At 57.9% G+C, this 26,999-nt stretch carries 16 protein-coding genes; 4 read left to right on the top strand and 12 right to left on the bottom strand.

Annotated features, from left to right (window positions below; translation table 11 throughout):
* Positions 1-238 precede the first annotated feature (238 nt).
* Positions 239-1,996, bottom strand: coding sequence for a lipid A ABC transporter ATP-binding protein/permease MsbA (gene msbA / locus N1689_RS17540; RefSeq protein WP_260059584.1), 1,758 nt, complete (start codon positions 1,994-1,996; stop codon positions 239-241).
* A 492-nt stretch (positions 1,997-2,488) separates the two neighbouring features.
* Here msbA and N1689_RS17545 point away from each other — a divergent pair, with 492 nt between their 5' ends.
* The gene (locus N1689_RS17545) at positions 2,489-3,361 is read left to right on the top strand and encodes an alpha/beta hydrolase (RefSeq protein WP_013359660.1); all 873 of its coding nucleotides are present in this window, start codon (positions 2,489-2,491) and stop codon (positions 3,359-3,361) included.
* A gap of 2 nt (positions 3,362-3,363) precedes the next feature.
* Here the strand turns inward: N1689_RS17545 and N1689_RS17550 are convergent, their stop codons facing one another.
* The 8 genes from N1689_RS17550 to bcsR form a co-directional block, all read right to left on the bottom strand.
* On the bottom strand, positions 3,364-4,854 hold the full coding sequence (locus N1689_RS17550; RefSeq protein ID WP_161733860.1) for a pitrilysin family protein: 1,491 nt from the start codon (positions 4,852-4,854) through the stop codon (positions 3,364-3,366).
* 246 nt (positions 4,855-5,100) lie between these two features.
* A complete protein-coding gene (locus N1689_RS17555) occupies positions 5,101-6,390 on the bottom strand; it encodes a dicarboxylate/amino acid:cation symporter (RefSeq protein WP_013359658.1) in 1,290 nt (429 codons plus the stop codon).
* Positions 6,391-6,615: 225 nt separating this feature from the next.
* Complete coding sequence (gene hmsP, locus N1689_RS17560; RefSeq protein ID WP_253420647.1) at positions 6,616-8,622, bottom strand: biofilm formation regulator HmsP; 2,007 nt, start codon at positions 8,620-8,622, stop codon at positions 6,616-6,618.
* Positions 8,623-8,739: 117 nt separating this feature from the next.
* The gene (bcsC, locus tag N1689_RS17565; RefSeq protein ID WP_260059596.1) at positions 8,740-12,207 is read right to left on the bottom strand and encodes a cellulose synthase complex outer membrane protein BcsC; all 3,468 of its coding nucleotides are present in this window, start codon (positions 12,205-12,207) and stop codon (positions 8,740-8,742) included.
* Positions 12,200-14,488 carry a cellulose biosynthesis cyclic di-GMP-binding regulatory protein BcsB gene (bcsB, locus tag N1689_RS17570; protein ID WP_260059598.1) on the bottom strand — a complete coding sequence of 763 codons (2,289 nt, stop codon included), beginning with the start codon at positions 14,486-14,488 and terminating at the stop codon, positions 12,200-12,202. The genes bcsC and bcsB overlap by 8 nt, the downstream gene beginning before the upstream one ends.
* A 9-nt stretch (positions 14,489-14,497) precedes the next feature.
* A complete protein-coding gene (gene bcsA / locus N1689_RS17575; protein ID WP_253420641.1) occupies positions 14,498-17,098 on the bottom strand; it encodes a UDP-forming cellulose synthase catalytic subunit in 2,601 nt (866 codons plus the stop codon).
* Positions 17,095-17,826: a cellulose biosynthesis protein BcsQ gene (gene bcsQ / locus N1689_RS17580; protein WP_161734212.1), complete on the bottom strand. Its 732-nt coding sequence runs from the start codon at positions 17,824-17,826 to the stop codon at positions 17,095-17,097. Before bcsQ ends, bcsA begins: the two co-directional genes overlap by 4 nt.
* Positions 17,826-18,023 carry a cellulose biosynthesis protein BcsR gene (gene bcsR / locus N1689_RS17585; RefSeq protein ID WP_161734210.1) on the bottom strand — a complete coding sequence of 66 codons (198 nt, stop codon included), beginning with the start codon at positions 18,021-18,023 and terminating at the stop codon, positions 17,826-17,828. The genes bcsQ and bcsR overlap by 1 nt, the downstream gene beginning before the upstream one ends.
* Positions 18,024-18,222: 199 nt before the next feature.
* Here bcsR and bcsE point away from each other — a divergent pair, with 199 nt between their 5' ends.
* From bcsE to bcsG, 3 genes are read left to right on the top strand one after another with little or no spacing between them, the layout of a single operon-like run.
* A complete protein-coding gene (bcsE, locus tag N1689_RS17590; protein WP_260059601.1) occupies positions 18,223-19,761 on the top strand; it encodes a cellulose biosynthesis protein BcsE in 1,539 nt (512 codons plus the stop codon).
* Positions 19,758-19,955: a cellulose biosynthesis protein BcsF gene (gene bcsF, locus N1689_RS17595; RefSeq protein ID WP_098051885.1), complete on the top strand. Its 198-nt coding sequence runs from the start codon at positions 19,758-19,760 to the stop codon at positions 19,953-19,955. The genes bcsE and bcsF overlap by 4 nt, the downstream gene beginning before the upstream one ends.
* A complete protein-coding gene (gene bcsG / locus N1689_RS17600) occupies positions 19,945-21,609 on the top strand; it encodes a cellulose biosynthesis protein BcsG (RefSeq protein ID WP_161734206.1) in 1,665 nt (554 codons plus the stop codon). The genes bcsF and bcsG overlap by 11 nt, the downstream gene beginning before the upstream one ends.
* Before the next feature lie 106 nt (positions 21,610-21,715).
* On the opposite strand, the gene N1689_RS17605 is transcribed toward bcsG, so the two are convergent.
* Genes N1689_RS17605 through N1689_RS17615 form a run of 3 tightly spaced genes read right to left on the bottom strand, consistent with a single transcriptional unit; the run spans position 21,716 to position 26,990 of the window.
* Positions 21,716-22,723, bottom strand: a complete 1,008-nt coding sequence (locus tag N1689_RS17605; RefSeq protein WP_161734204.1) for a glycosyl hydrolase family 8 — start codon at positions 22,721-22,723, stop codon at positions 21,716-21,718.
* Between the two features lie 8 nt (positions 22,724-22,731).
* Positions 22,732-23,175: a cellulose biosynthesis protein BcsD gene (gene bcsD, locus N1689_RS17610; protein WP_253420639.1), complete on the bottom strand. Its 444-nt coding sequence runs from the start codon at positions 23,173-23,175 to the stop codon at positions 22,732-22,734.
* Positions 23,175-26,990, bottom strand: coding sequence for a cellulose biosynthesis protein BcsC (locus N1689_RS17615; RefSeq protein ID WP_222924771.1), 3,816 nt, complete (start codon positions 26,988-26,990; stop codon positions 23,175-23,177). The genes bcsD and N1689_RS17615 overlap by 1 nt, the downstream gene beginning before the upstream one ends.
* Positions 26,991-26,999: the final 9 nt, after the last annotated feature.

Raw genomic sequence — 26,999 nt, forward strand, 5'->3', positions numbered from 1 at the left:
CCGGGCCAACGCGTTGCGTTGTTCAAAAACGCTCCCGGCGTTTTTAGTACGCACCTCATCCCTGAGGTGCGCCCGTAAATGGGCCAACGCGTTGCGTTGTTCAAAAACGCTCCCGGCGTTTTTGTCTTGCGCGGGACGCTTTCCTCTTCTGACCCGGTTCCCTGCACGTTGAGCTGATTTATTGCTGCTGGATTCACTCTGATTTGCCTTTCAGGCAGTGATTTGGCACAAACAACTCTTACGCACAAAGCGGCTGACTGAACTGCATCTGATAGAGCCGCGCATATGCGCCGTTCTGTTGCAGCAACTGCTGATGCGAGCCGCGCTCCACAATTTCCCCCTCATCTACCAGCAGAATTTCATCAGCCTTTTCAATGGTCGAGAGACGGTGAGCGATGATCAGCGTGGTCCGGTTCTGCTGCAGCGTCTCCAGCGCAGACTGAATCGCGCGTTCAGACTCGGTGTCCAGAGCTGAGGTCGCTTCGTCGAGGATCAGAATCGGGCTGTCTCGCAACAGGGCGCGGGCAATGGCGATGCGCTGCCGCTGTCCACCCGACAGCAGCACGCCGTTTTCTCCAATCACCGTATCCAGTCCGTTATCCATTTTATTAACGAATTCCATGGCATGGGCCATCTCTGCCGCCTTTTCTATTTCCTCGCGGCTGAAGACATCGGTACGGGCATAGGCAATATTGTTGGCAACCGTGTCATTGAACAGGTGAACATGCTGAGAGACCAGCGCCACCTGCTCGCGCAGCGAGGCCAGGGTGTAATCACGCAGGTCATGGCCATCCAGCAAAATTTCGCCGCTGTCGATGTCGTAAAAGCGCGTCAGCAGGCTGGCAAGGGTCGATTTCCCTGAACCGGAACGGCCGACCAGCGCCACGGTTTTACCGGCAGGAATGGTCAGATTGATCTGCTGCAGCGCCGGTGTTTCCGCGACCGGATAGGTAAAGGTAACATCCCGAAATTCAATGTTTCCGGTGGCGCGCTTAACCACGCGTGTCCCTTCATCTTTCTCCTGTTCCATATCCAGAATCGCAAACAGCGTCTGACAGGCCGCCATGCCGCGCTGGAACTGGGCATTGACGTTGGTCAGCGACTTTAACGGACGCATCAGCATCAGCATGGCGGAAAAAACCGCACTGATAGAGCCTGCGGTCAGCGTGGCCATCACCGAGGGGAAACTGGCCGCATAGAGCACAAAGGCGAGTGCCGAGGAGGCGAGCAGCTGAATAATCGGATCGGAGAGTGAGGTCGCCGAGACCATTTTCATTCCCTGGCGACGCATGTTGTTGCTGACCTGTCCGAAGCGGTCGGACTCAACCTGCTGGCCGCCAAACATCAGCACCTCTTTATGCCCTTTCAGCATCTGCTCGGCATGAGAAGTCACCTGCCCCATGGTGTTCTGCATATTTTTGCTGATGTGGCGAAAGCGCCTGGAGACGATACGAATTGCCAGCGACACAATAGGTGCCAGCACCAGAAGGATCAGCGAAAGTTGCCAGCTGTAGTAAAACATCATCACAAACAGGCCAAGAATAGAGGCCCCTTCACGCACTACCGTCACCAGTGAACCAGAAGAGGAAGAGGCGACCTGCTCACAATCGTAGCTGATACGGGAGAGCAGCGTACCGGTTGATTGCTGATCAAAAAATGCCACCGGCATGCCCATCATATGGCTGAACAGGCGACAACGCAGGGCCATCACCACTTTGCCTGACACCCACGAGATACAGTAACTGGAGAGATAGCCGCTGACACCGCGGATCAGGATCAGCCCGATAATCACCAGCGGCATCCAGACCAGAATGCCGGGATTTTTCTGGCCAATGACATCGTCCAGCAGCGTCTTCAGTAACGTCAGCATAAACGGGTCTATGGCGGCGTTGACGATCAGGGCAACACCCGCGACCAATAGCCCCAGTCTGAAGGGAGAAATCATCGGCCACAGGCGACCAAAGGTTTGTCTGGTTGAGAGATTGGTATCAAGCATGACATGCCTCTTACCGTTGTGAACAGACGGAGGATGTTATGTTAAACCGCATCAACCAACAGGAAACTGCCGCGTGGTAAATAATGCTGACCATTCCCAAATGAGACTGGCACATTAATCTCAGCATTGAGACGGGGATCACTCTGGCACAAAAAGCATTATGTCGCCTTAACAGCAAACAGCGTGATATCCGGTAAATTGCGTCTAACAAAGTGGCCCGTGCCAGTTATTTACCTTAAGCTGAAAATTAGTGGTTAATAACAGACACTCTTCGGCAATCCTCTTTAATCTCTCTTATAATTTATTTATTAATATTAATCAGTTACGCAAACAAATCGCTCTCCAGGCATAGTCCTAATCTGGTCAGATTCGCCCTTTTCGGATGGACGACCGCCTGAAAAAAGACCATCTTTTAATCAAAAGACAGCAGGACGCTGTTCTCTCCGGCCGCGAACAAAACAATTAAAATATTCCCCGCATCAGGATCTATTTATGCACACAGAAATTATTAATATCTGGCCACACGGTGATGCACCAGGCGCCAGCGACTCGCGCGCCGAGCCGCAGATTGTCGATATGGCAAAAGAGTATGAGCCTTACGATCGCGCCGCTACCGGCGTGCGTTGCCCGGAGATGGCGATCTGGCATCCGGTCGAATCCAATGGCATTACCCTGCTGGTCGCACCGGGCGGTGGCTATCAGCGTGTCATGATTGATCGTGAAGGCAGCGCGCTGGCAACCTTCTTTACTTCAATGGGCTACACCCTGGCGGTCATGACCTATCGCCTGCCCTACGACGGGCATCACGAAGGTCCCGATGCGCCGCTGGCCGATGCGCAGCGTGCGGTTCGCGTCCTGCGTGATCGGGCGCAGCGCGGCCTGAACGGTAAATACATTGTGATGATGGGCTTTTCGGCGGGTGGCCACGTGGCGGCCAGCCTGGGAACGCGTTTCGCAGAGAAACTCTATCCAGTGCAGGATGGCGCTGAAAACTTCTCGCCGCGTCCGGATGCGATGGTACTGGTCTATCCCCTGATCAGTATGCGTGACGGCATCGCCCACGAAGGTGCCAGAACCCGCCTGCTGGGTGCATGGCCCGATCAGAAAACGATTGAAGCCTATTCAATGGAAACCCGGGTTCATCCGCTGGTGCCGCCGACGCTGTTAATCCACGCCGCCGACGATGACGATGTCTCAGTGAATCACAGCATGGCGTTTTTCGGCGCGCTGCGTGAGCATAAGGTTCCGGCAGAGGTGCATTTCTATCAGAAAGGCGGGCACGGATTTGGTATCCGTGGCGTGGCAGATTTGCCCCTCGCCAGCTGGCCGATGTTAGTGACCGAGTGGCTCAGGGCAAAAACCTGACGTTACGCGGCGGGCGGAACGTCTTTGACGTTGCTATCCGGCGGACTGGCTTCATTGCTGGTCGCCGGTGCCGCTGGCGGTGACATCACTTTGTCCCAGCTGTTTTGCAGGCTCTTCACGTTGGTTTCCGCTTCGCCTTCCGGCTGAATCAGAACCATCATCAGCTCCTGCGTCAGCTGCTGACGCAGCTCCTGGTTCAGCTGTTCGCGGGTCAGGCCGGCCAGGAAAGTCTGACGCAGCTTCTGATACTGCTCTGGCGCGATATCGACCACGGCGTTCTGCTGCGAGCGCAGGCGCTGGCTCATCAGCACATCCGTATCGGTGCGGGCATAAGTGGTAAACAGCTTGTTCAGCTCCAGCAGCTTCTGCGCCATCAGCGCATCAAACTCCTCCTGCGGTATGCCTTTATCACGCACGTTCGCCAGCTCACGTGCCACCAGATTCATATTCTGCGCCAGATTGTCATTGCGCCCATCCATGTTGATGGAACACTGCGCCCGCTGATAGAGCACCCGGCAGTCGAATCCGACCTGGATGCCCTGCGCCTTACTGTCGCTGAGTGCACGCTGAACGTGCCAGAACAGCGCTTCACGGGCCAGGTCGCTCTGCCAGTAACGCTGCAGATTCTGGGAGTCACGAATCGGTTGCCATGGCGTATCCCACACCAGCGACAGACGATCCTGCGTCATGTTGCTGCTGACCAGATTCACCGGCTCATGTGGCAGCGGTGACAGCGTCGGCAGTGGCGCAGGGGTTTCACGTTTGCCGGTTAACGCCGAAAAGGTTTTGTTGATCTGTTCAGAGAGGTTACGGCTGTCGACGTTGCCTACCACATAGAGCGTCATCGCGTCCGGGGTGTACCACTGATGATAAAAATCGCTGAGCTGGGTTAAATCCACCGGCGCACGGGGTTGTGTAGCGGGATCGTGCGCCAGCAGCGCGGAGCCTTTCAGGCGGTAGCGCCACCAGACATCCTGCGGATCTTTCGGCCAGGTCGCCACCGGATCGGAGGCGGCCAGCGCGGTGTTAACCACCTCTTCAGTGATCGCCATATTGCCCGCCGTGGCCGCCAGCCAGTTCAGCGCTTCTTTCAGCAGCTCAGGGCGGTTATTCGGCAGGCTCAGATTATATTGGGTGGAATCATAGGAGATGATGACGGGCGGCAGCGGATGCTGAGGATCCATCGCCTGTTGCCATAGCGCACGCTGCTGATGATTATCGAGTGCAGTGTTATGCACCATCGCCAGGCGTGGCAGCAGATGACTGAAGCCGGTCTGTTGCGCACTCTCCACCAGCGAACCGGTATTCACCACCAGACGCAGTTCAATGCGGTCGCTGGGCCGTTGCGGTGTGGCCAGTAACTGCCAGTTAAATCCATTATCCAGCTTGCCTTCCTGCCAGGCCGGATCCGGTTGCAGCGTTTCGGCCTGGAGACCAAAGCTGCCTGCCAGCACTAATCCACCAACCAAAAGCCGAATTCTGGTGCCCTGCATGTGAACCCCTACTCAAATAATTCAAATATCATTATCACTGGCGCATATTGCCGCTGTTATTAACGAACCGGCTGACGCCGATTCGCGCTGTTATCCAACAACAGAGTGTTTGACCACAGGAAGGTCAGGATGTCGCGCAACGAAGTGAAAAACGTCAAAAAAAACAAGTGGGGTTCATTATGCAAATGCCCGCTGTCAGGGCAAGCGACAGCGGGCATTTGTGGGGATTTAAGTGAAATTCAATGATTAAATTGAAGATTCAGACGCTTTATTCTCCTTATTACGGCCTGCCAGCGTGTCGGTCAGCTGTTTATGATCCAGCTGATCGACCCACTTCGCGACCACCACGGTCGCCACACCGTTACCGATCAGGTTAGTCAGCGCACGGGCTTCAGACATAAAGCGGTCAATACCGAGTATCAGCGCCAGACCCGCCACCGGCAGATGTCCTACCGCAGAGAGCGTCGCCGCCAGTACGATAAATCCGCTTCCGGTTACCCCCGCTGCGCCTTTCGAGGAGAGCAGCAGCACCACCAGCAGCGTAATCTGATGGAAGATATCCATGTGCGCATTGGTCGCCTGAGCGATGAACACCGCCGCCATGGTCAGGTAAATCGAGGTGCCGTCGAGGTTAAAGGAGTAACCGGTGGGGATCACCAGCCCGACCACTGATTTCTTACAGCCCAGTTTCTCCATCTTATCCAGCATGCGCGGCAGTGCAGACTCGGAAGAGGAGGTCCCCAGCACAATCAGCAGCTCTTCTTTGATATAGGCGATGAACTTAAAGATGCTGAATCCGGCAAACAGACGCGCAATCAGCCCCAGCACGATCACCACAAACAGAACACAGGTGATATAGAAGCAGATGATCAGCTGGCCGAGCTGCACCAGTGATCCCACGCCATACTTACCGATGGTGAACGCCATTGCGCCAAATGCCCCTATCGGTGCCAGACGCATGATCATGTTAATGATGCCGAAAATGACTTTTGAGAAATTTTCAATCACGTTGAAAATCAGCGTGCCGGTGTTACCCAGGCGATGCAGGGCGAAACCAAACAGAATGGCGAACAGCAATACCTGCAGAATGTTGCCGCTGGCAAAGGCGCCAATCACGCTGTTAGGAATAATATCCAGCAGGAAGGGGACGATGCCCTGCTGTTCTGCCTGCTGGGCGTACATCGCCACGGCTTTGGCATCCAGCGTGGCAGGATCAACGTTCATCCCGGCACCTGGTTGCACGACGTTCACCACGATCAGGCCGATAATCAGCGCGATGGTGCTGACAATTTCAAAATAGAGCAGTGCAACTGCGCCGGTACGCCCTACCGCTTTCATGCTTTCCATGCCAGCGATGCCGGTCACCACGGTACAGAAAATCACCGGGGCGATAATCATCTTGATTAATTTAACAAAGCCATCTCCCAGCGGCTTCATCTGGGTCCCTAACTCCGGGTAAAAATGGCCTAACAAAACGCCGATGCCAATCGCCATCAGCACCTGGAAATAAAGGCTTTTAAAAAGTGAGGTTTTCATAAACAGGTGTCCACTAACGCCGTGAGGTGATGTTGTCGGATTCGTTATTGTGACTGGCGGGCAACAGAGGTGGCGCCTGACAGTAACCCGAAAATAACACTCTGTTTACGTGATTAATACAGGGTGACAAACGCCCAGGAAACCCTGGGATCGTAATTCTGAACTGAAACGCTTCAGCAAGGGGTTTTGTAACTAAAATTCTCGCAAAATCAATGAATCAGGCAATTATTGCGGCAGTGAGGATTTTTCGATCCAGGTCTGGTTGAAGCGGCTCACCGGCAGCGCTTCCGCATAGAGGTAGCCCTGACCGATAGCGATGCCGCGCGCCAGCAGCCAGTCGCGCTGCTCCGCCGTTTCCACACCTTCGGCAATCACCTCCAGATGGATAATTTCGGCGATAGCCGCCACGATGCGGACCATGGTGTCGTCATGCGGCAGTGCCGCCACAAAGCTGCGATCCATCTTCAGTTTGTTAACCGGCAACGCTTTCAGCTGATGGAGATAGTTCAGGTTAGAATAGCCCATACCGAAATCATCCAGCGCCACCGCCACGCCGGTCTGCTGCAACATCCGCAGCATCGACATCGCCTGTTCCGCATCGTCAAGCTGAGCCGTTTCTGTCACTTCCAGCACCAGAGTGCCTGGTGCGATACGGTGGCGCGCCAGCAGGGATTGCAGGTGAGAAACTACACCGGTATCCCGCAGTTGCACTGCGGAAATATTCACACTCAGCGGCAGCATAATACCCTGTCGCTGCCAGCCAGCCAGAATGCGGCACGCCTCTTCAAACACCCAGCGGCCAATCGCGCTAATCACACCAATCTCTTCAGCACTGGCAATAAACTCTTCGGTCAGACCGTAACTGCCATCAGGCTGGCGCATACGCAGCAGCGCTTCTGCGCCGGTTAACGTACCGGTGCGCATATCCACCTGGGGTTGCAGGTAGAGGGCGAACTGCTCATCGTGCAGCCCCTGCAGAATGTCATGCTCCTGTGTCAGACGCTTCTGAGCGCGCTCGGTCAGCGCGGCGTCAAAGAACAGGATCTGATTTTTGCCCTGATGACGGGCCGACATCATCGCCGAGGTCGCGCGGTCAAGCAGCTCGTTAGCGCTCATCGGCTTGTCGTCGCGCAGCGCCAGACCGATGCTGACGTTAGGACGCAGCTGCAGCTGATGCAGGTTGACCGGCTGATTCAGGCGAATCATCAGGTTGCGCGCCAGGCGCAGCGCACGAAACGGATTACTGGCGCGCTTCATTAACAACACGAAGTCGCTGACACCGGTCTGTGCCAGCAGGGTATGGTCATCCAGCGTATGCCGGATTTTCTCCACCAGCGTCAGCATCAGCGTATCGCGCTGCTCATCGCGCAGGACGCCATTGGCTTCCTGCAGCGTTTCAATGCGGATCACCATCAGACCCAGAGGCTGTTCAGGGTTACACATGAACTGTTCGACCAGCGCAAGAAACAGCGTACGGTTAGGCAGATCGGTGACGGCAAAATGGGTGGTCAGCCGACTCATCTCGTCATGAATCGACTCCAGCACCTGCTGATTACGGTTGTAGCTGCGGATCAGCATGCCGATTTCGTCATCGCGATGGCTCTGCGGCAGGGTCAGTTTATGCGTCAGAATCGACTGCGGTGGCAACTCCTGCAGCTCGCGTGAGAGATTGCGCAGCGGATGCACCACCAGCCGGTTGATGCACCAGCTGATCGCCACGGAGAGGATCAGCGCCAGCAGCAGATAGGTGATGATCATGGTTGAGAGCGTGCTGAGGATAAACTGGTAGACGCGCGTCGAGTTAGCCTGCAACACCAGATAGGCCAGCGGCTTCGGCATCCCGGTATTTTCGACCGAATAGAGCGGCAGGGTAATCTGCACCGGCAGCTCAAACAGGCGGGCCACCAGAAGCGGCACCGGTTTTTCCGTCTCAAAGTCGGCATGCAGGGCCTGAAACGCATTAGGCAGCACCACGTCGGCGCGCGATAAAATACCGGCAGGCTTCAGTGAATGAAGAATGCGTTCGGCCTGAGAAATATCGGCACGCAGCACCGCTTCCGACAGCGGCTGGCGGACGGTGTGCGCGATATTCTCCATCTGCTGGGCGTAGTCAATCCTGCGCTGCTGCACAAAATGAAACAGTTGGATGACGATAAAGATACTGATGGTGATAACCGCAACCAGCGAAACTGTCGCCATCTGCTTTATCGTAAGTGACCGGCTTACGCGCAAAAAATTCTCTCCCGACGATGAAAAAAGCCCAGATAGCAGACAGGACAATGCCCGCCAGTATATCCCAAAAACTGACTTTTTTACCGTCTGAAAAGTCCTGCTTTTTCCCGTTCCGTGTTATTTAAAATCTGCGTAAGGGATCAGCGGCTGTGGCGGCATATCGAGATCGCCTTCCCAGCCGCCGGCAGCATAGCGCACATAGAGCAGACCATGACTCGGGGTGTAATCCTTCGCCTGCTGAATATCGACACCCGCACCAATAAACCAGTTCGACGTCAGCCGTCGCTCAATGACTGCCTGCAGCGTATAGCCCGTACCGCCGCCGGAACTGCTGGCAGAAGACGGATTACTGGCAAGGGTATAGCCCGGATTAACCGGATAACGCTGCTGCGCACTGGTTTTCGAATGTGACCAGGAGACGGAGCCGCCCAGATCAAACGACCAGTTCTCTGTCCGCTGCCGCCAGGTCACCGGCACGGAAAAGGAGAGATACTGCTGCGGACTGTAGTAGCCGCCCTGGCCGAAGGTGTAATCACTGAGATCCTTCTGATAGTGCCAGAGCATGCTGTTCAGCCCGACGGTTGCACGGCGGTTGTCGCTGTTGATGAGCTTGTAGTAATAGCCGCCCATCAGGCGCTCACGGCTGTTATCGGCAACATTTTTACCGGTGATCTGATGCGCGCTGATATCACCCCAGACGCCATGCGCGCCGCCCTGATCGTAACTCAGCCCGATGCTGCCGCCCGTGGCCACCACGCCACCCCAGCTTTTGCCCCCGTTGGCTGCAGGATCGCGCGTCCCGGCATAGGAGAGCAGCGAACTGGCTATCGGCCTGCGTGAGGCAGTGAGTGTGACGCCGAGCTGTTTCACATCGGTTTTCCAGCTCAGCCCGCCGGTCCAGTTAGTGACTTCAAAACCCAGCGGCGTGGTACCGAGGTCAGCCGACCAGGTCGCGTTATGCCAGCCAGCGGCCAGCGCCGTACCCTCATCGCGCTGGCGGGTCTGGCGACTGCAGCCGCCCGAACTGGCGTCGTCACAGCTGCCAAACAGGGCGTCGATGCTGCCGTTTTGGGTGGTAAAGGTGCCTGCGGAGACATCCACCCGATCAAGACGGACAAAGCCCCGGCCATCGGCAAACGGATGTTCCGCCTGCAGCATGGTGGTGTGCGCCGTAAAATCGGAGATGCCGCCGGTACCACTGTTGCGTGAATAGTCCTGCTGCACCGTCAGCGTGGTCTGCTGCTGACGGTAAAGATCGGCCGTGTCGCTGCGCAGGCTGCGCTTCAGCCAGTCATCCTGAGGATCGTTGCGGGTTGCGCGGCTGATATTGCCACGGCTATCGATACCGCTGGCCGTCATCGCCTGACGATAGTCTGTCAGCGCCTGTTCAGGCTGCTGCTGCGCACCCTCCAGCCGTGCCGCATCACGAAACACCAGCGCCTTGTCCTGCGAAGGCGGCAGCGCGGCAGCACGCTGTTTCAAATCGGTAAATAGCGCGACAGCCCGTGTGGTTTCACCCACCGCCTGCCACGCCAGCGCAGCACGGCGATCCGCATTGACGCTGGCCTGTACCGGCGGCTGTTGCTCAAGCGCCTGTCGGGCTTCGCTGTTGCGCTGCAGGGCAACCAGCGCTTCGATTCGTCCCAGCGCCGCATCGCCGTTATCCGGCTGGCGCGACAGCACCTGCTGATAATCCGCCAGTGCCTGCTGCGCTTCACCGCGTTCCAGCGCCCAGTCGGCCAGTAGCAGGTCGCGCTGGCTGGAAACCGGCTGCTGCTTAAGCAGCGTCACCGCTGCCTGCTCCTGCCCGGCGACGCGCAGCGCCTCAGCCTGGTCAAAGATCTGATCCTGCTTCAGGCGGTCAGCCAGCTCGCGCATATCGCTGCTCCACTGCGCGTCGGGCAGCCGATGCAGCGAAGCCATCGCCTCACTATTGTTATCGTTGCCTGAGAACCAGAGTGCGGTCGCATAAAGCGCGGTGGCGTTTTGGGGATGCTTCTGCAACAGTGCGCGCATTACCGCATCCGCCTGCTGTCCGGCTCCGCCGTTACGCAGTGCACCCGCCAGCCGGTAACTGAGCCAGACGTCATCCGGTGCCAGCTCGCGCGCCTGGCGATATTTCTCTGCGGCCTGCGACCAGCGCGCCTGCTGCGCCAGGGCATCCGCCTCCGCGCGCAGGCTGTCGCTGCGCAGCGTCCGGATTGTATCGGCCAGTGCACGCTGCTGTGCAGCGGGCAAGGTAGTGATAAATTCCATCTCGCGGGCAGGCGACACCGTCTGATACAGCCCCGCCAGCCGACGCACTGCGGTGATATTGGTGCCATCCAGCCGTCGCGCGCGCTGCCAGAACTGTTCAGCCGCCGCCGTCTCTTTGCGCGCCATCGCCACATCACCCAGACCAATCAGGGCATAGCTGTCGCTGCTGTCATACGTTTGCGCCGCGCGATAGTATTTTTCGGCAGCATCAATATCGTGCTGTGCCAGCGCTTTATCGCCCTGCTCAATCGCCAGCCAGTAGCGATTGCTCTGCAAAAGTGACTGCCATTTACCAATCAGCGTGCTCTGCTGACCCGCTTTAATGGCGCGTTCCAGCCAGAGAATGGCGGCATCACGATGACCTGCGCGGGCCTGAGTTTGTCCCATTGCGCCCATTAATTCGGCATCGTCGGGATTCGCTTTCAGCGCCCGGTTAAGGGTCGTCATCGCGTTATTCACGTCGCCTGCGTCAACCAGCGCCAGCGCCCGCATTCGTTCCCGATAAGCGGGATCGGCCAGCGTCGTCTGCTGCTTCGCGAGCGCCTCTGCGCCCTGCTGGTGCGCATCGCCCTCAGTGAAAACAGCCAGATAAGCTTTAAGCTGTGCCACGCTGCTGTCGCTGATGGGCTGATCGGTGATCTGCTGCAGCCAGAGGTCGGCGGCAGCGGTACGCCCGCCATTGCTGTTTGCCAGCTTTTTCAGCTGCGCTATCGCCTTTTCTGGCTGCTGCTGATTAAACGCCATACGCGCAATTTGTAGCTCAACCCCGATATTGCCCGGATAGCGCTGTTCCAGTGCCTGAAGCTGCTGATAAGCCACGCCCTCCTGACCGGGAAGACGTGCCAGCAGCCGCCAGTACTCCAGGGCGGTATTGGGATCGGGGAAGACGCCGTTAAACAGCGCATCATAAGCGCTTTTCGCCTCGGTCAGTCGCCCCGAGGTGGCAAGCAGACGCGCCTGCTGCAGTTGCTGTCGTCCATCGGATGAGGTCAGCGCCAGGCCGACAGCGGATTCGCGTGTCTCTGCCGAATCAGGTGCAACCTTTTTCAGTTGAGCCAGCAGCAATTGCGCGCTGGCGATATCACCCTGATGCAGCGCCAGCCGCAGACGTGCCGCCAGCACCTGGGGATTATCGGGATCGATTTTCTCCAGCCGATAGAGCGATTGCTGTACCAGATCGTATTTGTTGGTCGACTCGCCGGTACGGACCTGGGTCAGCAGCCAGTCGACCGGTGAGACTTCCGATCCGTCAGCGGACGCGGCCATTCCCGGCAGCGCACTTAGTGCGCCGAGCAGCATGCCTGTCCGCAATAACTGAGCGTTATTCATCTTCATCCAGTAAACGACGACGGGTAATAATTCGCATCAGACGCCATGTCATCAGCGCGAACAGCACCACCACAAAGAATGCACAGAGTGCCAGCCAGAAGGGATGTGAAGAGAGCAGTGACCAGAGACGTTCCCACCACGGCAGATGGCCAACAAAGTAGGTCTCTCCAACGCGCAGGCTGTTGACGCCAGACTCACGGATAATCGCCGTGGAGCCTGAGATCGCCTGGCGTTTGCCGCTGTCATCCAGCGCCTCATCAAGCAGCTGCCAGCTGCGCGGACTGCCATCGGCGAGCAGTGCCACCACACTGCGCTGATCGTAAAACGGCGACTGGAAACCGATCACGGTCGCCAGCGGGCCGCGTGAACCAATGGCTGTGGTACTTTCCGCTGCTCTTTCAGCCTCACTCAGCGGCTGAACAGGCTGAGAAACCTTGCGCGCCGGGGTTTTCAGCCAGCTGGCGGTGGCATCGACCAGCGCCGTGATCCGACGGTCATCCTGAAGATCTTTAGGAATATCGCCGATCATCAGCAGATCCGCATCCTGCTTTTTCGCCGTACTCCAGTCATCGGTAAGCTGCACGCGCAGCGCCGGATAGCCGGTCTGCGCGCCCATATTGCCCAGCGCATTCAGCAGTGTACTCACCTGCTGTGCATCAGGGTTGGACTGGACCAGCACCAGCGTCTGGGCCAGATCGGCGTAGCGACTGAACGGGAAGCCAGCATTCGCCCAGCTCTGCAATGAGGGCATTTCGATGTAGTGGCGATAGCCAGAGAAGTCGATGCTGGAATTGTCGTCCACCACCACATGATGTCCTACCGGCGTCACGGTTTCACAACGCCCGTCGGCGGTGCCCCCCATAAAGGTATTGGCATAGTCAAAATCAAAGCGCAGCTGGTTAACCACGCCCAGCCGCAGCGCCGGGATCAGCAGCTCATGATTCTTGTCCATCATTCCCTGAATCAGCGGAATATGCAGCAGTTGCTGCCCGGCCGTGTTTTTCGGCACCAGCGGGTAGTCCTGAATAAACTGATTATTCAGGTTAACGGCCAGTCGTGAGCCATCCGGGTGAACAGGCGAGGTGTAGCGATAGCTCAGATCCATATCGATACCGCGCGCGCGCACCAGGAAGAGATCGGGCGGCAGGTTCAGCGTCAGACTGATCGGGTTGGGCTGCAGACCGTCAGACTGCAGCTGGTTTTCATACTGCGTCAGCTCAGCAAAAGTGGTGCGGCGATCGGTGCGTACCCAGTTTGGCGCATCATAGGGCTGACGCGGTGCCCGCAGTGTGACGCGGTCGACGGTCGCGCTGTCGCCGCGTAACAGCAGCTCGCCCTGCGCAATCCCCTGCACCGCCGTCAGCAGATCGTCGTCGTTGCGTCCCAGGATCAGCAGCATCTTTTCATAGGGGCTGTCAGGCTGGCTTACCATCGCCACGGTCGGCTTCATCACCGGTGGCAAATTTTTCAGGAAATCCGGGCGTGCATTGTTGGTGGCAAACACCACCGCATGCTGCTGTTGCGGCAACTGATTGTAGAGCACCGGAAAATGCTGTCCGCGCCAGGCCGCTTTGCTGCCGAACCAGGAGGCCAGGATCGCAGCGGCACGCTGCTGGTTAACGTCTGGCCGGGCAGCAAACACCATCGGCAGGGTCAGCGGCCGCGTGTCGCGCGTATCAAGAAAGGGCTCCGGGAAATGAGACAGGTCGTTTTTCAGCGGCAGTTTTTGTAGCGTCAGATCCAGACCGCTCTCTTTGCCGATATCGAGCCAGATGGTGCTGTTGGCCGGATTTTCACAGATGTTGGCGTAGTGACCGACCAGCTCAAAGCGCACGCGGTTAAAGTCGGCGATAAAACGGGGATCGATCGCCAGCTGCACCTGATTCTGTTTGCCAGGCTGTTCCGGCGTCAGGGTGATCAGGCTCACCAGCTCATCGTTGAGATAGACTTTCAGCTGCGACAGCGTGGGCAGCAGCGCAGGCGACGGCCGGTAGCTGAGATTAAGCAGCGCACGTGTCACCACCTCATCACTGCGCACCCCGAACTCGATCTGCCCGCTGGGGCGGGTTCCGCTCAGCGTCATGCTGCCCGGCGGCGGGGCCAGCTTAACGAAGCTCAGCTGACTGCTACGCAGCGGCGCGGCAGGCTGCTGGGGCAACGATTGCACCGCCGTTTCTCCTGTGGCCATGATCGGCGCACTCTCCTGCGCCACTGCGCAGTTCAGCGTTGCCGAGCCCAGCAGCAGTGCAGCGACCCACCTGTTTATTCCTGTTGTTGTCATATCATCAACTCAATGCAGATTTTTTGAAGCGGGCACGCGTCCGATGCCTTGCGGCAACAGCGAAGCCAGCCAGCTTACCCCAGCGGTAAGCAGGTTAAACAACCGACGTAACTGCGGCGGGCCATATTCCGCCAGGCGCAGATAACCTTTAAAGCCGAGGATCATGATGTCGGCCAGACTCTGCACCGGCTTATCCTCCGGAAAACCGTCCTGCCACAGTGCCCATGTATCGGCACGGGCGAAGGTACACTGGATAAAATCAATATGTTGCTGGGTGGTCAGCTGATGCAGACGGACACCTGCCCGACGGCCAAAGACACGCTGGACCTGGCACGGAAAACTGAACTCCTGCTGTCCACGACGCAGCAGCAGCCAGACTTTTTCATTTTCCCGCAGCGCATCCGGTTCGCGCATTTCCAGCCCTACGCCGCCATCAGAGTAATCACGCAGCGTACAGGGCAGCATGTGACCATCCTCGCGTGCGATGGCAGCGGGCATGGCAATCTCTACCCGATGCGCCTCGCGGATCTGTCGTGCTTCAACCGACACCGCTACCGCGCCACCGAGAATAATCATGTTGTAGATCACCCAAATCAGGCTTACGCATACCGTCAGTATCTCGTTTGCCGGACCATGCTGTATGCGCCAGAACGCCATCAGCACACCCGCCAGATTGAGCAGCACCAGCAGCATATAGGGCTTGGTGATCACCCAGTCCAGGTGCTGCTCCTCGACCAGTCCGCCTTTGGCGGTAACGTTAAACTTGCCTTTGTGGGGATTGAACAGCGCTACGGTGGTCGGGCGGGCGATATACCAGGCCAGCACCGTCTCGTAGACTTCGCTCCAGAAAGAGTGACGCCAGCGCCCCTGGATACGCGAGTTGGTGAGGCTGGTATGCAGCATGTGAGGTAAAACATAAATCGCGATCGCCAGCGCAGGCGCGTAGATGATGTAGGCATGGCAGAGTAAAAATGCCAGCGGTGCCAGCAGGAAGACCAGCCTTGGAATGCCGGACAGAAAGTGCAGCATGGCGTTGGCATAACAGAGCCGCTGCACCCACTTCAGCCCTTTACCAAACAGCGGATTATCCAGGCGGAAAATCTGCACCATGCCGCGTGCCCAGCGGATACGCTGTCCGATATGCGCTGACAGGCTTTCGGTTGCCAGTCCGGCCGCCTGAGGAATGCGGATGTAGGCTGAGGTGTAGCCAAGCCGATGCAGACGTAGCGAGGTATGAGCATCTTCAGTCACGGTTTCTACGGCAATACCGCCAATCTCTTCCAGCGCGGTACGACGCAGAATGGCGCAGGAGCCGCAGAAGAAGGTGGCGTCCCAGGTATCATTACCGTCCTGCACCAGCCCGTAAAACAGCGATCCCTCATTCGGCGTACGGCGAAACCGCCCGAGATTGCGCTCAAACGGATCGGGCGAAAAGAAGTGATGCGGCGTCTGCAGCATCGCCAGCCGGGGGTCCTTGATAAACCAGCCCATGGCCATCTGTAAAAATGAGCGAGTTGGCACATGGTCGCAGTCAAAGATCGAGACGAAGTCGCTGCGGCAGTACTTTTTCAGCGCGTGGTTGATGTTGCCCGCCTTGGCATGTTCGTTAGAGGGGCGCACCACATAGTTAATGCCAATGCTGGTGGCAAATTCGCGGAATTCCGGTCGGTTGCCGTCGTCGAGCAGATAGATAGTCAGGCGATCTTTCGGCCAGTCAATGCCCAGCGCAGCATAGAGCGTCGGTCTGACAACGCTGAGCGGTTCGTTATAGGTCGGCACCAGCAGGTCCACCGATGGCCACTGCGAACGGTCCGCCGGCATAGAAACTGGCTGACGGTTAAGCGGCCAGAGTGTCTGGAAATAGCCCAGCACCAGCACCACCCAGGCGTAGGTCTCTGCTGCAATCAGCAGCAGACCAAAGATCAGGCTCAGTGGATCGTCCCAGTTCAGCGTCGAGGTATAGCGCCACCAGAGGTAGCGGCACGATACGGTCAGCGACAGTACGATCAGCATCATCGTGGGGAAACGCCCCGGTATGCGCCGTACCAGCATTGCCAGGCCCCAGAGCAGTACGACAAAAATAAACTGGGTCATGAGACCAAAGGGCTGGCTGATACAGAGCAACGCCAGCAGTGAGGCAAAGAGGGCAATAACAATGAAAAGGCTGCGTCGCATCAGCGGCGACAGGCGCTTCAGCCGCTGTTCAAGACGCGTATCAATGCCCTGGGTTTGCGAGCGGGCGACAAGATTATCCAGCCAGCGATAACCGTGGTGCCGCCAGCCAGTCAGCACGCTCAGGCGATTAACGCCGCCGCGCCCGCGCGCACCCGGTAGCCGGATCACAATCAGCCAGAGTGTCTGAATCAGAAAACGCAAAATATCCAGCGGACGCGGACGCTCTGGTGAGATGTGCGGATAAAGTCGGCGACGCTGCTGAATAACACGCTGCCAGGCCGGGCTTTCGAAACGGAGCAGCATCACCCCCAGAACAGACCAGAACAGGTGGAGTGCACTGGCGAAGCGTGAAGCGCCGTTGCCACGCGCGGTGGTATAGCCGCTGTGCAGCGATTGCCAGGCGGGAGCAGTCAACAGCCAGCGCAACGGGTTCACGACCTCACCCCATTCAGATTGAGCAGCAGCCAGTTTGCCAGCGTGATGATCTCTTCGCTGACTAACGCATGTGGCCGATATTCACCGACCGGCTGCTTCATCATCAGCGATTCAGCCAGCGCCTCATCGCGGTGGATTAGCAGCGGTATCAGCTCTGTCAGCGAAGCCATCCAGAGCTGATGGAGGTCCTGCTGCAGACGACTGTTAGCATTAAACTGATTGATAATAAACCGGGTATGCACTGGAAAATGACGCTGGCTCAGGCGTAAATGACAATTCGCGTCTGGCTGAGTGACGCACAGTACACCGTCCAGTTCCGGATAGAGCGTTTCGTGCCACGGCAGGGGATCGGCGGGCAAATCGAAAATAATCCACTGATAGCGCACCTGCAGGTCCGGCAATGCCTGGAGCAGCGGCGCGGCCACCGCCTCATTCTGGTGGGCAATAGTCAACGCATGCTGATGAGAAAGCACACCATGAGGAAGCAAATCAGGTCCATTGGGATAGCGAAGCGCGGCATGCTGCCACGCCTCATCATCGCACAGCGCCTGCATCCAGCCACTCTCCTGCTGAGCGGGCAGATTAAAATGCACGCCGAGCTGACTGACCGGCGAGCCGTCGATCAGTAAGACCCGCTCGCCGAGGGTCGCGAGCGCCCAGCCGAGTCCTGCACAAAGAGAGGTTGTGCCAACGCCGCCCCGCACGCCCTGAAGCGCTATCAGCGGCATCAGTCAGGTTGCTCAGGCTGGCTGGGGAGCGTTTCCGCTAACAGCGGCCAGCGTGACACGATCTCTTTCAGGCGCTCTTCACGTGCAATATCGACATAGCGAAAAGAGTGCAAAGAAAAGGCGTCACGCAAAGCGCTAATATCATCCTGACGCTCGCCAGCAGTGGCGACAGGGTTATAAAGATTCTGGTTTTTCATTACTGTTCGCCAAAAATAAAACAATGTCAGATTCAGAATGACCGGCCGCGCGTAAAAAGGGCATTAAAAAATTTCCAGAAACGCGGCATTTGCACAACATTGTGAGCCAGCCTGCCATCAGAAATCTTTAAATTTCTCAGGTTACATCCTGGCCTGTCTATAATAAGCTAGCCTGGACTGGAAAAATAACGAATTCAATATGAAAAATTCTTTTTCGCTAGGGCTGTTGCATGTTCAGCCTGAATTAACGGCATTGCAAACCCCTGGCTGTTATTGGGTCACTTGTGCACGGCAGGATGACGCCCGCACTTTTATTCGACAGGTGATTTCACATCAGCAGGCCGTCACGCTCATCAGCGCTGATCAGCCGCCGCGTGATTTACTGACGCCTGACCCGGTCGGCGGCCCTGACCGTATCCCGCTGTTTTCTCTTCCCAAAAGCAAACGGAGTCTGTTGCAGCTGGAAAGTGATTTTCTGCGCACGCTCGGCAGTAAAAACGGCCTGGTGATATTTAACAGCAGTGCAGCGCAATGGGATAAGCTCGATGACGCCGAATTAACGCGGTGGATAAAGGGTATGCGCCACACGCTGCATAAAAGAAAACTCACGCTTTTAATCGTGACTTCCGGTTCCACTACAATAAACCTGAGTAATAATCTTCAGCGTTATTTTCGTCAGCTGGATGGCGTGGCGCATTTGGGCTTTCAGCAGGATAGCTGGCAGTATCGAATTAACTGGTGGTATGCCGCAGAACGCCTGCTGGCCGATCGTGCAATACGCCTGGGCTGTGAAGCGGATCGTTTCTTTACTTTAAATGAAAATCAGGAACCGCTGAGCCTTAATGACGAGCAGCATTATCTTGCAGACAAAATAGTGCTTGAGGGTGCACCGCCACTTTCACGCCAGTGGCAACTCTTTGATGATAATGAGCAGGTCTGGTTACGGGCTCAACAGGCCAATGCCGCAACGGTTATTTTCAGCCTGACCCGAAGCGACCTTATCAACGAACTGGCGAAGTTTGTACACAGCCTGCGACGCGGACGCGGCAACGGCCTGAAAATTGTGGTGCGTGAGATGGGTGCCAGCCTGCGTTACAGCGACGAACGTCTGCTGCTGGCCTGCGGGGTAAACGTTATTGTGCCGACCAACGCGCCAATGTCGCGGTTTCTGACCACACTTGAAGGTCTTCAGGGACAGGTGTTTAACCGCCGTGTTCCCGCCAGTCTTGAAGCGTTAACCGCGTCGTTGCAGCCTCTGCATGAAAAAGGCTACCTGCGGCTTGACGCCTTCTGCCAGTCAGTCAGCCAGTTGATCAGTAATACTTTACTGCCGGAAAATGATAAGGGCCTGCTGGTGGCGTTGCGGCCGGTGCCACAGCTTAAACCGCAGCAGATTCTGACACTTTGTAAGCCGCGCCGCTTTGGCGACCTGGTCACGGTACTGGAAGATCGCGTCATTCTGTTTCTCTCCTCCTGCCGCTATAACGATCTTGATAAAGCATTGAAATATATATTTTCATTGCCTCATGACGAGCTGTTTGCAAACCGAATGGTCTGGTTCGAGGATAATCAGATCCTTGCGGAAGTCAGCAATATTAAGAAACTGACGCCCATGGCGATTCAGGATCTGACGCCGGTATCAGAGACAACACGTGTCGCCGTCGAGCGCCGGCACGAAGCGCAGGAACGCTCAGCTCCCCTGCCCATCACTTTACTGCCGGAGAATGAATCCCGATGAACCTGATGGATTGGGTACAGATTGCGCTGCTGGTCGTTGTTATTTTGCTGATTTTAAAGCCGGTCTGGCACCAGTGGCTGCCGCGTCGCTGGAATGGCCTGCTGAATCGGCTGTTGCCTGCTCGCGCGCTGAAGTCTGAAGGTCACTGGCAGCGTCAATCTCCAAAAACGGATGCAAAAATTAATGAAAAATGATCAACCCGCTGCGGCCCACTCTTCCCGTTTGTGGTCCTGCTGGCGCGGACTGGGCGGCTGGAACTTCTACTTTTTAGTCAAATTCGCCCTGCTGTGGTACGGCTACCTCAATTTTCACGCCCTGAGTAATCTGGTGTTTCTTGCCTGGCTGCTTTTCCCGCTGCCGTCGGTTCGCCTGCATCGCCTGCGCCATTGGGTCTCGATCCCTGTTGGCCTCGCGCTGTTCTGGCATGACACCTGGCTACCGGGACTCAGCAGCATTCTCAGCCAGGGCGATCAGCTGGCGGGCTTCTCGGGTGCTTACCTGCTCGATCTGGCTGACCGTTTTATCAACTGGCAAATGGTGGGTGCTCTGTTTGTTCTGCTGGTGCTCTATCTGTTTATTTCACAGTGGGTTCGCATCACCGTGCTGGTTTCGCTGATGCTGATCTGGCTCAACGTGCTGACCATTGCGGGTCCGGCGATGTCGCTGCTGCCGACCCGCGCGACGACCCCGCCGGTGGTGCTGAATCAGACACCGGCTGCTGCCAGCCAGGCCGCTGCCGTGCCGGATGGGCTTGATCAGTCAGCCGCGCCCACCAGCGCCAGCCTGACCGCCTGGCTCAGCCGTTTTTACGAGAATGAACGCAAGCGCTACACCCATTTCCCTGACAGCCTGCCAGCCGATTCGCAGCCGTTCGACATCCTGGTGATCAACATCTGTTCACTCGCCTGGTCCGACATGGATGCCGCCCAGCTGCGTAATCATCCGCTGTGGCAGCACGTCGACATCATGCTGACCAACTATAACTCCGCCACCAGCTACAGCGGACCGGCGGGGATTCGTCTGCTGCGTGCCAGTTGCGGTCAGATTTCGCACAGCGAACTCTACAAACCCACCGATTCACGCTGTTATCTGTTCGATAATCTGGCGAAGCTGGGCTTTAAAGAGCAACTGATGATGGATCACACTGGTGTGTTCGGTAACTATCTCAAGGAACTGCGCGAGGGCGGCGATATTCAGGCACCGCTGATGTCACAGGCGGGCATTGCCCCGGAGCTGACCTCATTCGACGGCTCGCCGGTGCTTAACGATGCTCAGCTGATGCAGCGCTGGCTGGACGAACGCAGCAAGAGCAGCGATGCCCGCAGCGCCACCTTCTACAACCTGATCCCGCTGCACGACGGCACCCGTGAGCTGGGCAGCACCCAGACCGCCCCATGGAAGCCGCGCGCTCAACTGCTGTTTGATCAAATCGACGCCTTCCTCACCCAGCTGGAGAAGTCGGGCCGTCGGGTGATGGTGCTGGTCGTACCGGAGCATGGTGCCGCACTGCAGGGTGATAAGATGCAGATGTCAGGCCTGCGGGATATTCCCAGCCCTGCCATTACGCATGTGCCGGTGGGGATTAAGTTTGTCGGCATGAAAGCCCCGCATCAGGGTCAGCCTCTCAATATTGATGCACCGACCAGCCTGCTGGCGATCTCAGAAATTGTGTCGCGGGTGGTGGATGGGCAGGTATTTAATGCGCCGAATGTGAATATGTCGGTATTGACCGACAAGCTGCCGCAGACGCCAGTGGTGTCAGAAAACGACGGGGCGGTGGTGATGATGTATCAGGGCAAGCCCTGGATCAGGCTCAACGGCGGCGACTGGGTGCCCTATCCGCAGTAACGCCTTACCGCCGGATAGCAGAAGTATGTGTCAGGCGCGGCTCAGCGCCTGACACACCGGGTTATCAGCCGCATAATGGCGGCCAGCGCCGACGTTATGCGATTGATCAGCGCTTCTCCTGAAACGCCTGCCAGGTCAACAGTTGCAGGCTGGCAGAGAAGTAGTTTTGATCGGCAGCCAGCGTATCGCTCAGATAGCCGGTCTCATTCAGCGTCAGGTCACGTACCGCCAGAAGACCGCCCTCAAGATGATAAGGGGCTGGTGCATTCGCCAGCACATCGAACCAGGCGGGGGTCAGCATGCGGCTGTAACCCTGCCAGACGCGCTGAAACGGCACCAGCGCCAGACTGTGCGGATCGTACCACCAGATGTTCAGCGGCACGCGAATCGCATCGTAGCTGAAGCGGTTTGAATAGCCGACAGCCGGCGCAACCGACCCATCCGCATTCAGCGCGACCCAGTCCAGTGGCAGGCCGGTTTTGCCAAAGCTCAGCTTACCCAGCAGATCAAAACCATCATTAATCAGCTTATCCCAGACCTGCAGATGACTGCGCTCGCCAAACTCCCGCCACGCCTGAAACAGGAAGTACGAGGGATTCAGCACCACGTAGCTGGTTTTATTGAAACCCTGTGCACCCGGCAGCAGGACGGTATGGCCGCCAAAGCTGGTCACATCCAGCTTGATGATGGCGCGCTGAATGCGGTCAGACGCCTGCTGATAGCTCTCCTCCTGCCATTTCTGTGCGGCGCGCTGTAGCGCCCATGCCAGCAGCACATCGCCATCCGAGGCGTTATTTTTGTCAGCCACCGGATTATCACTGCCCGGCACATAGCGCCAGTAGAAGAGATCGGTCTGCGGATTACGCAGCTGAGTGCGCGTCCACTGCCACAGCCGATCGAAGGTGGCGCGATCGTTGTTGGCCACCGCCAGCAACATGCCATACCCCTGACCTTCGGTGTGACTGACATTGTTATTAGCGGTGTCCGTGATCCGCCCTTCGGCGGTCAGAAAACGGCTTTTAAAGGTATCCCAGCCGCTGGCACTTGCCTGCGCGCTGCAGGCCAGCAGTAAAACAGAGCAGATCCAGCCCATCCAGAATGGCTTACGTTTCATTTCTGATCCTATTGATATCGATAGTGCAGCGTGCTGCCATCGTTGAGTTCAAGCGTCACCGGCACCATTCTGCTGCCGCCCTGGCCCTGCAACCAGCCTGAAAAAAGTCCGGCGATGACCGCACCAAATGCCGCCTGCCAGTCAGCCGGAGAAGGAAGACTGTCGCCTGCCGGTAAGGCGTGATACGCAATCAGCAGCGCCTTCTCTTCCGGCTGAAGCTGCACAAAGCCCCAGTTAAACCGCGCCAGTTGCAGGTTGGCCTCGCGCTCCAGATCCTGCACGGTGCGCGACTCTGGCAAAGGATAGCGGGTCGCCAGCGATTCACCCATCCTGTAGAGAAAGGCTTCCGCCTCCTGCTGACCGGCGTTGGCGATCATCCCGTCAATCAGTACGCTGACCAGGTCAAACCAGCCCGGCTGATAAGGATGCGATACCCCCGAATGTTCACTCATTACTTCTCTCCGAACAGGTAACGGACATAGAGCCGGGCGCTGCTTTCGTTGTAGTCACCAAAGGTGTCATAACCCAGCTGGCCGCCAATCGTCACATCTTTATTGAGTTTGTAGTCCGCTCCGGCGTGCAGGTTATAGCCGATGCCGTTTTTACTGCCGCCAGAGTAGTAAGCGTCTTTCACGCTGCCGCTGGCAGCAAGAGATTCCAGCGCCGACTGCAGGCTGGCATCCGACGGGAAGTACGCGCTCTTATCCTGACTGTAGGTCTGATAACCGGCTGCACCGCCGATATTGACTTTTAAATCGTCAAATTTGCGGGTGAACTCTATCGGGAACGAGACCGACGCGTAGTTCTGCGGGCTGAAGTAACCACCCTGCCCATAGCTGAAGTAACTGAGATTTTTTGAGAAGTCCATCCACGCCAGATTCATGCCCACTTTCAGCTCGCGATCGTCACTGTGGAACGGACGGACATAGGCCCCGGCAGTCGCCTGCAGGCTGTTGTTGCTGGCGACATTCTCGCCAAGGTAGCTGTAAGCGCCGCCACCAGCGTAGAAGCCCGCATCGCCATTGTCATAGCTTAACAGGGCGTTCGCGCCGTTCTTCGTGACCCGTCCCCAGCGTTTGCCGCTGGTTTTATCTTCTGCGCCGACATAAGAGAGCAGGCTGTCGGTAATCGCGCGACGCTCACCGGTCAGGATCAGCGTCAGGAAGTCGGTCAGTTTCGGTGACCACTGCACGCCACCGACCAGCGTACTGAGATCCTGGCCCAGCGGCGTACTGCCGATATCCACTTTGTAGCTGTCGCCTTTCAGCGCCAGATTCAGCTCGACGCCAGAAGCGGTCTGCGAATCGGTAGTCGCGTTGGGCAGGTCATTGACCGTCGCGCCGCCTGCGGCCACGACGCGGCCCTGGCTCAGCGCATTGGTGCCGAAACGACGCCAGGCATCAGCTGCGCCACTGCCCGCCGTCAGTGAGACCGGCGTGGCGGTAAAGTCGAGACGCGCCTGTTCAAACGGCACGGTAGAGAAGGTCAGCGGCGCTTTGGCTTCCGTCAGCTTGCTCAGGCCCGACTCGCCATCGCGCCCGCGTACCTGCACCATCCCCTGACTCCAGGTGCCGGTTTTCTCCTGCAGCGAATCCATCATGGTGTCGATGTCATGCAGAATCCGTGACTGCTGAGAAACCGTTTTACTGCCCGCTGCCGGTTCATCCTGCGTGGTCACCCCCGCAGTAGCCGCCACTGGTGCCGCCTGCCACGGCAGCACGGTACCGTAGCTGGATGGTGAACGTCCCACCGGCGAGGTGGTGCGGTTGATAAACGGATTGTCCGCCAGCGCCAGGCCGCCCACGGTCGGCACACTGCCAGACTGCACGCCCTGCAGGCCAATCAGTTGCCCGCGTGCCGAACGCAGATACGCCATCGCCTGTGAATGCTCGCCATTGGCTTCAGCGACCCGCGCCAGCAGCAGCAGGCGATCCGGAGTCTGCGTGGTGCTGTTAAGGCCGCGGCTCAGTTCACTGGCGCGCTGCACATTGTTCTGCGCCAGCGCGACGTTGATGGCCCCGACACGCGCATCCTGGGTCGGCGTATCCTGGGTCATCAGGTAGTCATACACGACTCCCGCATCCCGGTTCATCTTACCGTCCTGATAGAGACGGGCCATCGCGAACATCAGATCGCGGTTCTGCGGATCCTGCTGCAGCGCACCTATCAGCTTGTCATAGGCCACTGCGTACTGCCGCTGCTGCCGCAGGCGATCCACTTCGTTAATCAGATAGCCGTTACGAATACCGGCCAGCTGCGCCGGGGTACTGCGCGCCTGCAGCTCCGGGTTGCTGAGGAAGCGCTGCGCCTCACTGCCGAGGCCTGCCTGATTCAGCACCGCCATCTGCGCGGCATAATCGCCCGCATTGCCCTGTACGCCACGCTGCAGGTTCGTCCGCACCACTGATACCGCGCTGGTGAGATCGCCCGCTTTTGCCAGCTTCTGCGCCAGGTTTCCGGCATCCACCGGATTAGCGGGCGGCGTGACCGTGAGCGCTTTCAGGGTATTGGTGGCGGCGGCCATCGCGCCCTGCGCCAGATATTGATCGGCGGTGCTCATCTGCAGATTGAAATTCACCCGCTGCGCCAGCTCACGCATCGCCGCCGTCTGTGCGTTTGCGGGAATGCGCGACAGCAACGCGCTGGCCTGCTGCCAGCCACCGCTTTCGCTGGCGTTAAGTGCACCGGCATAGAGCTCGCTGGTGCTGGCCCCGTTGCGCATCACCGGCTGCATCACGTTGGCCGCCAGCAGCGTATCGCCCTGCTGACGATAGAGTCGGGCTAAATCGAGCCGCAGCCAGCCATCGGAGGGATAGCGCTGAATGCCCTGCTGCAGTGTCGCGATAGCAGCGGCGTTGTTACCGGCCGCCTGCTGCCGCTTCGCCTGCTGACGCAGCGCATCGGCTTCATTGGCGCGTGGCGTGACGCTCTGACGTACGTTGTCCGGCAGTGCCCCCAGCAGCGTACTGGCTTCGGCACTGCGATTCTGCTGACGCAGAACGTAGAACAGCCCTTCTTTGGCGCTGCGGTTGTCCGCATCACTTTGCAGAATGGTGCGGTAGATCTGCTCAGCCTGCTCAGGCTGATTGGTGCGGCGTAGCACGTCGGCGCGGAACAGCCTGGCGGCCAGCCCTTTTTCGCCGTCAGCCTGGGCCAGCGGTTCGCTTAAGGTCAGCGCCTGCGCCGTGTCGCCGCTTTTCAGCGCCTGCTGCGCGCTGGCCAGCTGCGCATAAAAGCGGGCATCGTCGGCCTGCTGCTGGCGCAAGGAACCCTGATCGCCGCCCTGCTGAGCAGACCGCTGCAGATAATCTGCCGCTTCCTGATAATGTCCGGCTCGCTGGGCCACATAGCCCATCCCCGCTAACGCATCGGCATCCTGCGGATTCGCACCCAGCACTTTTTCAAAGCTGGACTGCGCACCGCCGACATCACCGCTGTTCAGCGCGCTGAATCCGGCCCCTTTTTCTGCGCCACCGACATTTTTACGATAGTAGTCGATGACGGCGGAGTCCTGCGGATGACGCTGCTGCCAGGTCTGATAGAGTGCCGCGTCTGACGGCTGCGGACCGAGCCACAGCAGCGCCTGTCGCAGTGAACGATCGGCATCCTGATTACCACTTGCCAGCGAACTCAGCACCTCAATGCCTTCGCGACGGGTCGGTTCCTGCCAGGTCAGCGCTTTACCCAGCGCCAGCCGTGCGCCGGTATCCTGCGGATGCTGAGCCGCAAACTGCCGCAGCGCCTCAACGGCCTGCGGCAGCAGCGTACGGTCACCCGCCATCGTAAGATAATATTCCGCCGCCACGCTCGGTGGCGGCTCATTACCACTGAAGGTGTTGCGCCAGGTCTGTAATGCCGCCGCAATGTTGCCGCTGCGCGCCTGCTGACGTGCCAGCGAAAGCTGCGCCTGCGGAATGGTCTGCATCTGGCGCGCATTATCCAGCTCGCTCAGGTGCGGATCGCTGGGAGAGACCTGGCTGAGACGGGCGCGATACTGCGCTGCGGCAGCCGTGTCGCCACCCTGCTGTGAATAGAGGGCCAGCAGATAGAGCGCCTGGGTGTTGCCGGGTTCAACCATCAGCACCTTTTGCAGTGAGGCTTTCGCCAGGTCGTCATGTGCTTTCTGATGCCAGTAGGAGGCCTGATCGAACAGAGCCTGCAACGCCGGATTGGCGCTTTCTGCCGCCAGCAGCGGCGGTGACAGGGCCAGCGCGCTGCCCAGCAGCAACGCTTTACGAATACCGGCACTTAACGGATTTTTTTTCATTATTGTTGT

This window comes from Pantoea sp. XY16 (genome assembly GCF_025153065.1).
Classification (GTDB): domain Bacteria; phylum Pseudomonadota; class Gammaproteobacteria; order Enterobacterales; family Enterobacteriaceae; genus Pantoea; species Pantoea alfalfae.

Bases quoted from the DNA above. Each gene is read 5' to 3' on its own strand.
- bcsR (WP_161734210.1), bottom strand. From the start codon at position 18,023: ATGAAAAACCAGAATCTTTATAACCCTGTCGCCACTGCTGGCGAGCGT.
- bcsD (WP_253420639.1), bottom strand. From the start codon at position 23,175: ATGAGTGAACATTCGGGGGTATCGCATCCTTATCAGCCGGGCTGGTTT.
- bcsB (WP_260059598.1), bottom strand. From the start codon at position 14,488: ATGACAACAACAGGAATAAACAGGTGGGTCGCTGCACTGCTGCTGGGC.
- msbA (WP_260059584.1), bottom strand. From the start codon at position 1,996: ATGCTTGATACCAATCTCTCAACCAGACAAACCTTTGGTCGCCTGTGG.
- bcsE (WP_260059601.1), top strand. From the start codon at position 18,223: ATGAAAAATTCTTTTTCGCTAGGGCTGTTGCATGTTCAGCCTGAATTA.
- N1689_RS17550 (WP_161733860.1), bottom strand. From the start codon at position 4,854: ATGCAGGGCACCAGAATTCGGCTTTTGGTTGGTGGATTAGTGCTGGCA.
- N1689_RS17615 (WP_222924771.1), bottom strand. From the start codon at position 26,990: ATGAAAAAAAATCCGTTAAGTGCCGGTATTCGTAAAGCGTTGCTGCTG.
- N1689_RS17605 (WP_161734204.1), bottom strand. From the start codon at position 22,723: ATGAAACGTAAGCCATTCTGGATGGGCTGGATCTGCTCTGTTTTACTG.
- bcsG (WP_161734206.1), top strand. From the start codon at position 19,945: ATGAAAAATGATCAACCCGCTGCGGCCCACTCTTCCCGTTTGTGGTCC.
- N1689_RS17545 (WP_013359660.1), top strand. From the start codon at position 2,489: ATGCACACAGAAATTATTAATATCTGGCCACACGGTGATGCACCAGGC.
- bcsQ (WP_161734212.1), bottom strand. From the start codon at position 17,826: ATGCCGCTGATAGCGCTTCAGGGCGTGCGGGGCGGCGTTGGCACAACC.
- bcsC (WP_260059596.1), bottom strand. From the start codon at position 12,207: ATGAATAACGCTCAGTTATTGCGGACAGGCATGCTGCTCGGCGCACTA.
- N1689_RS17555 (WP_013359658.1), bottom strand. From the start codon at position 6,390: ATGAAAACCTCACTTTTTAAAAGCCTTTATTTCCAGGTGCTGATGGCG.
- bcsF (WP_098051885.1), top strand. From the start codon at position 19,758: ATGAACCTGATGGATTGGGTACAGATTGCGCTGCTGGTCGTTGTTATT.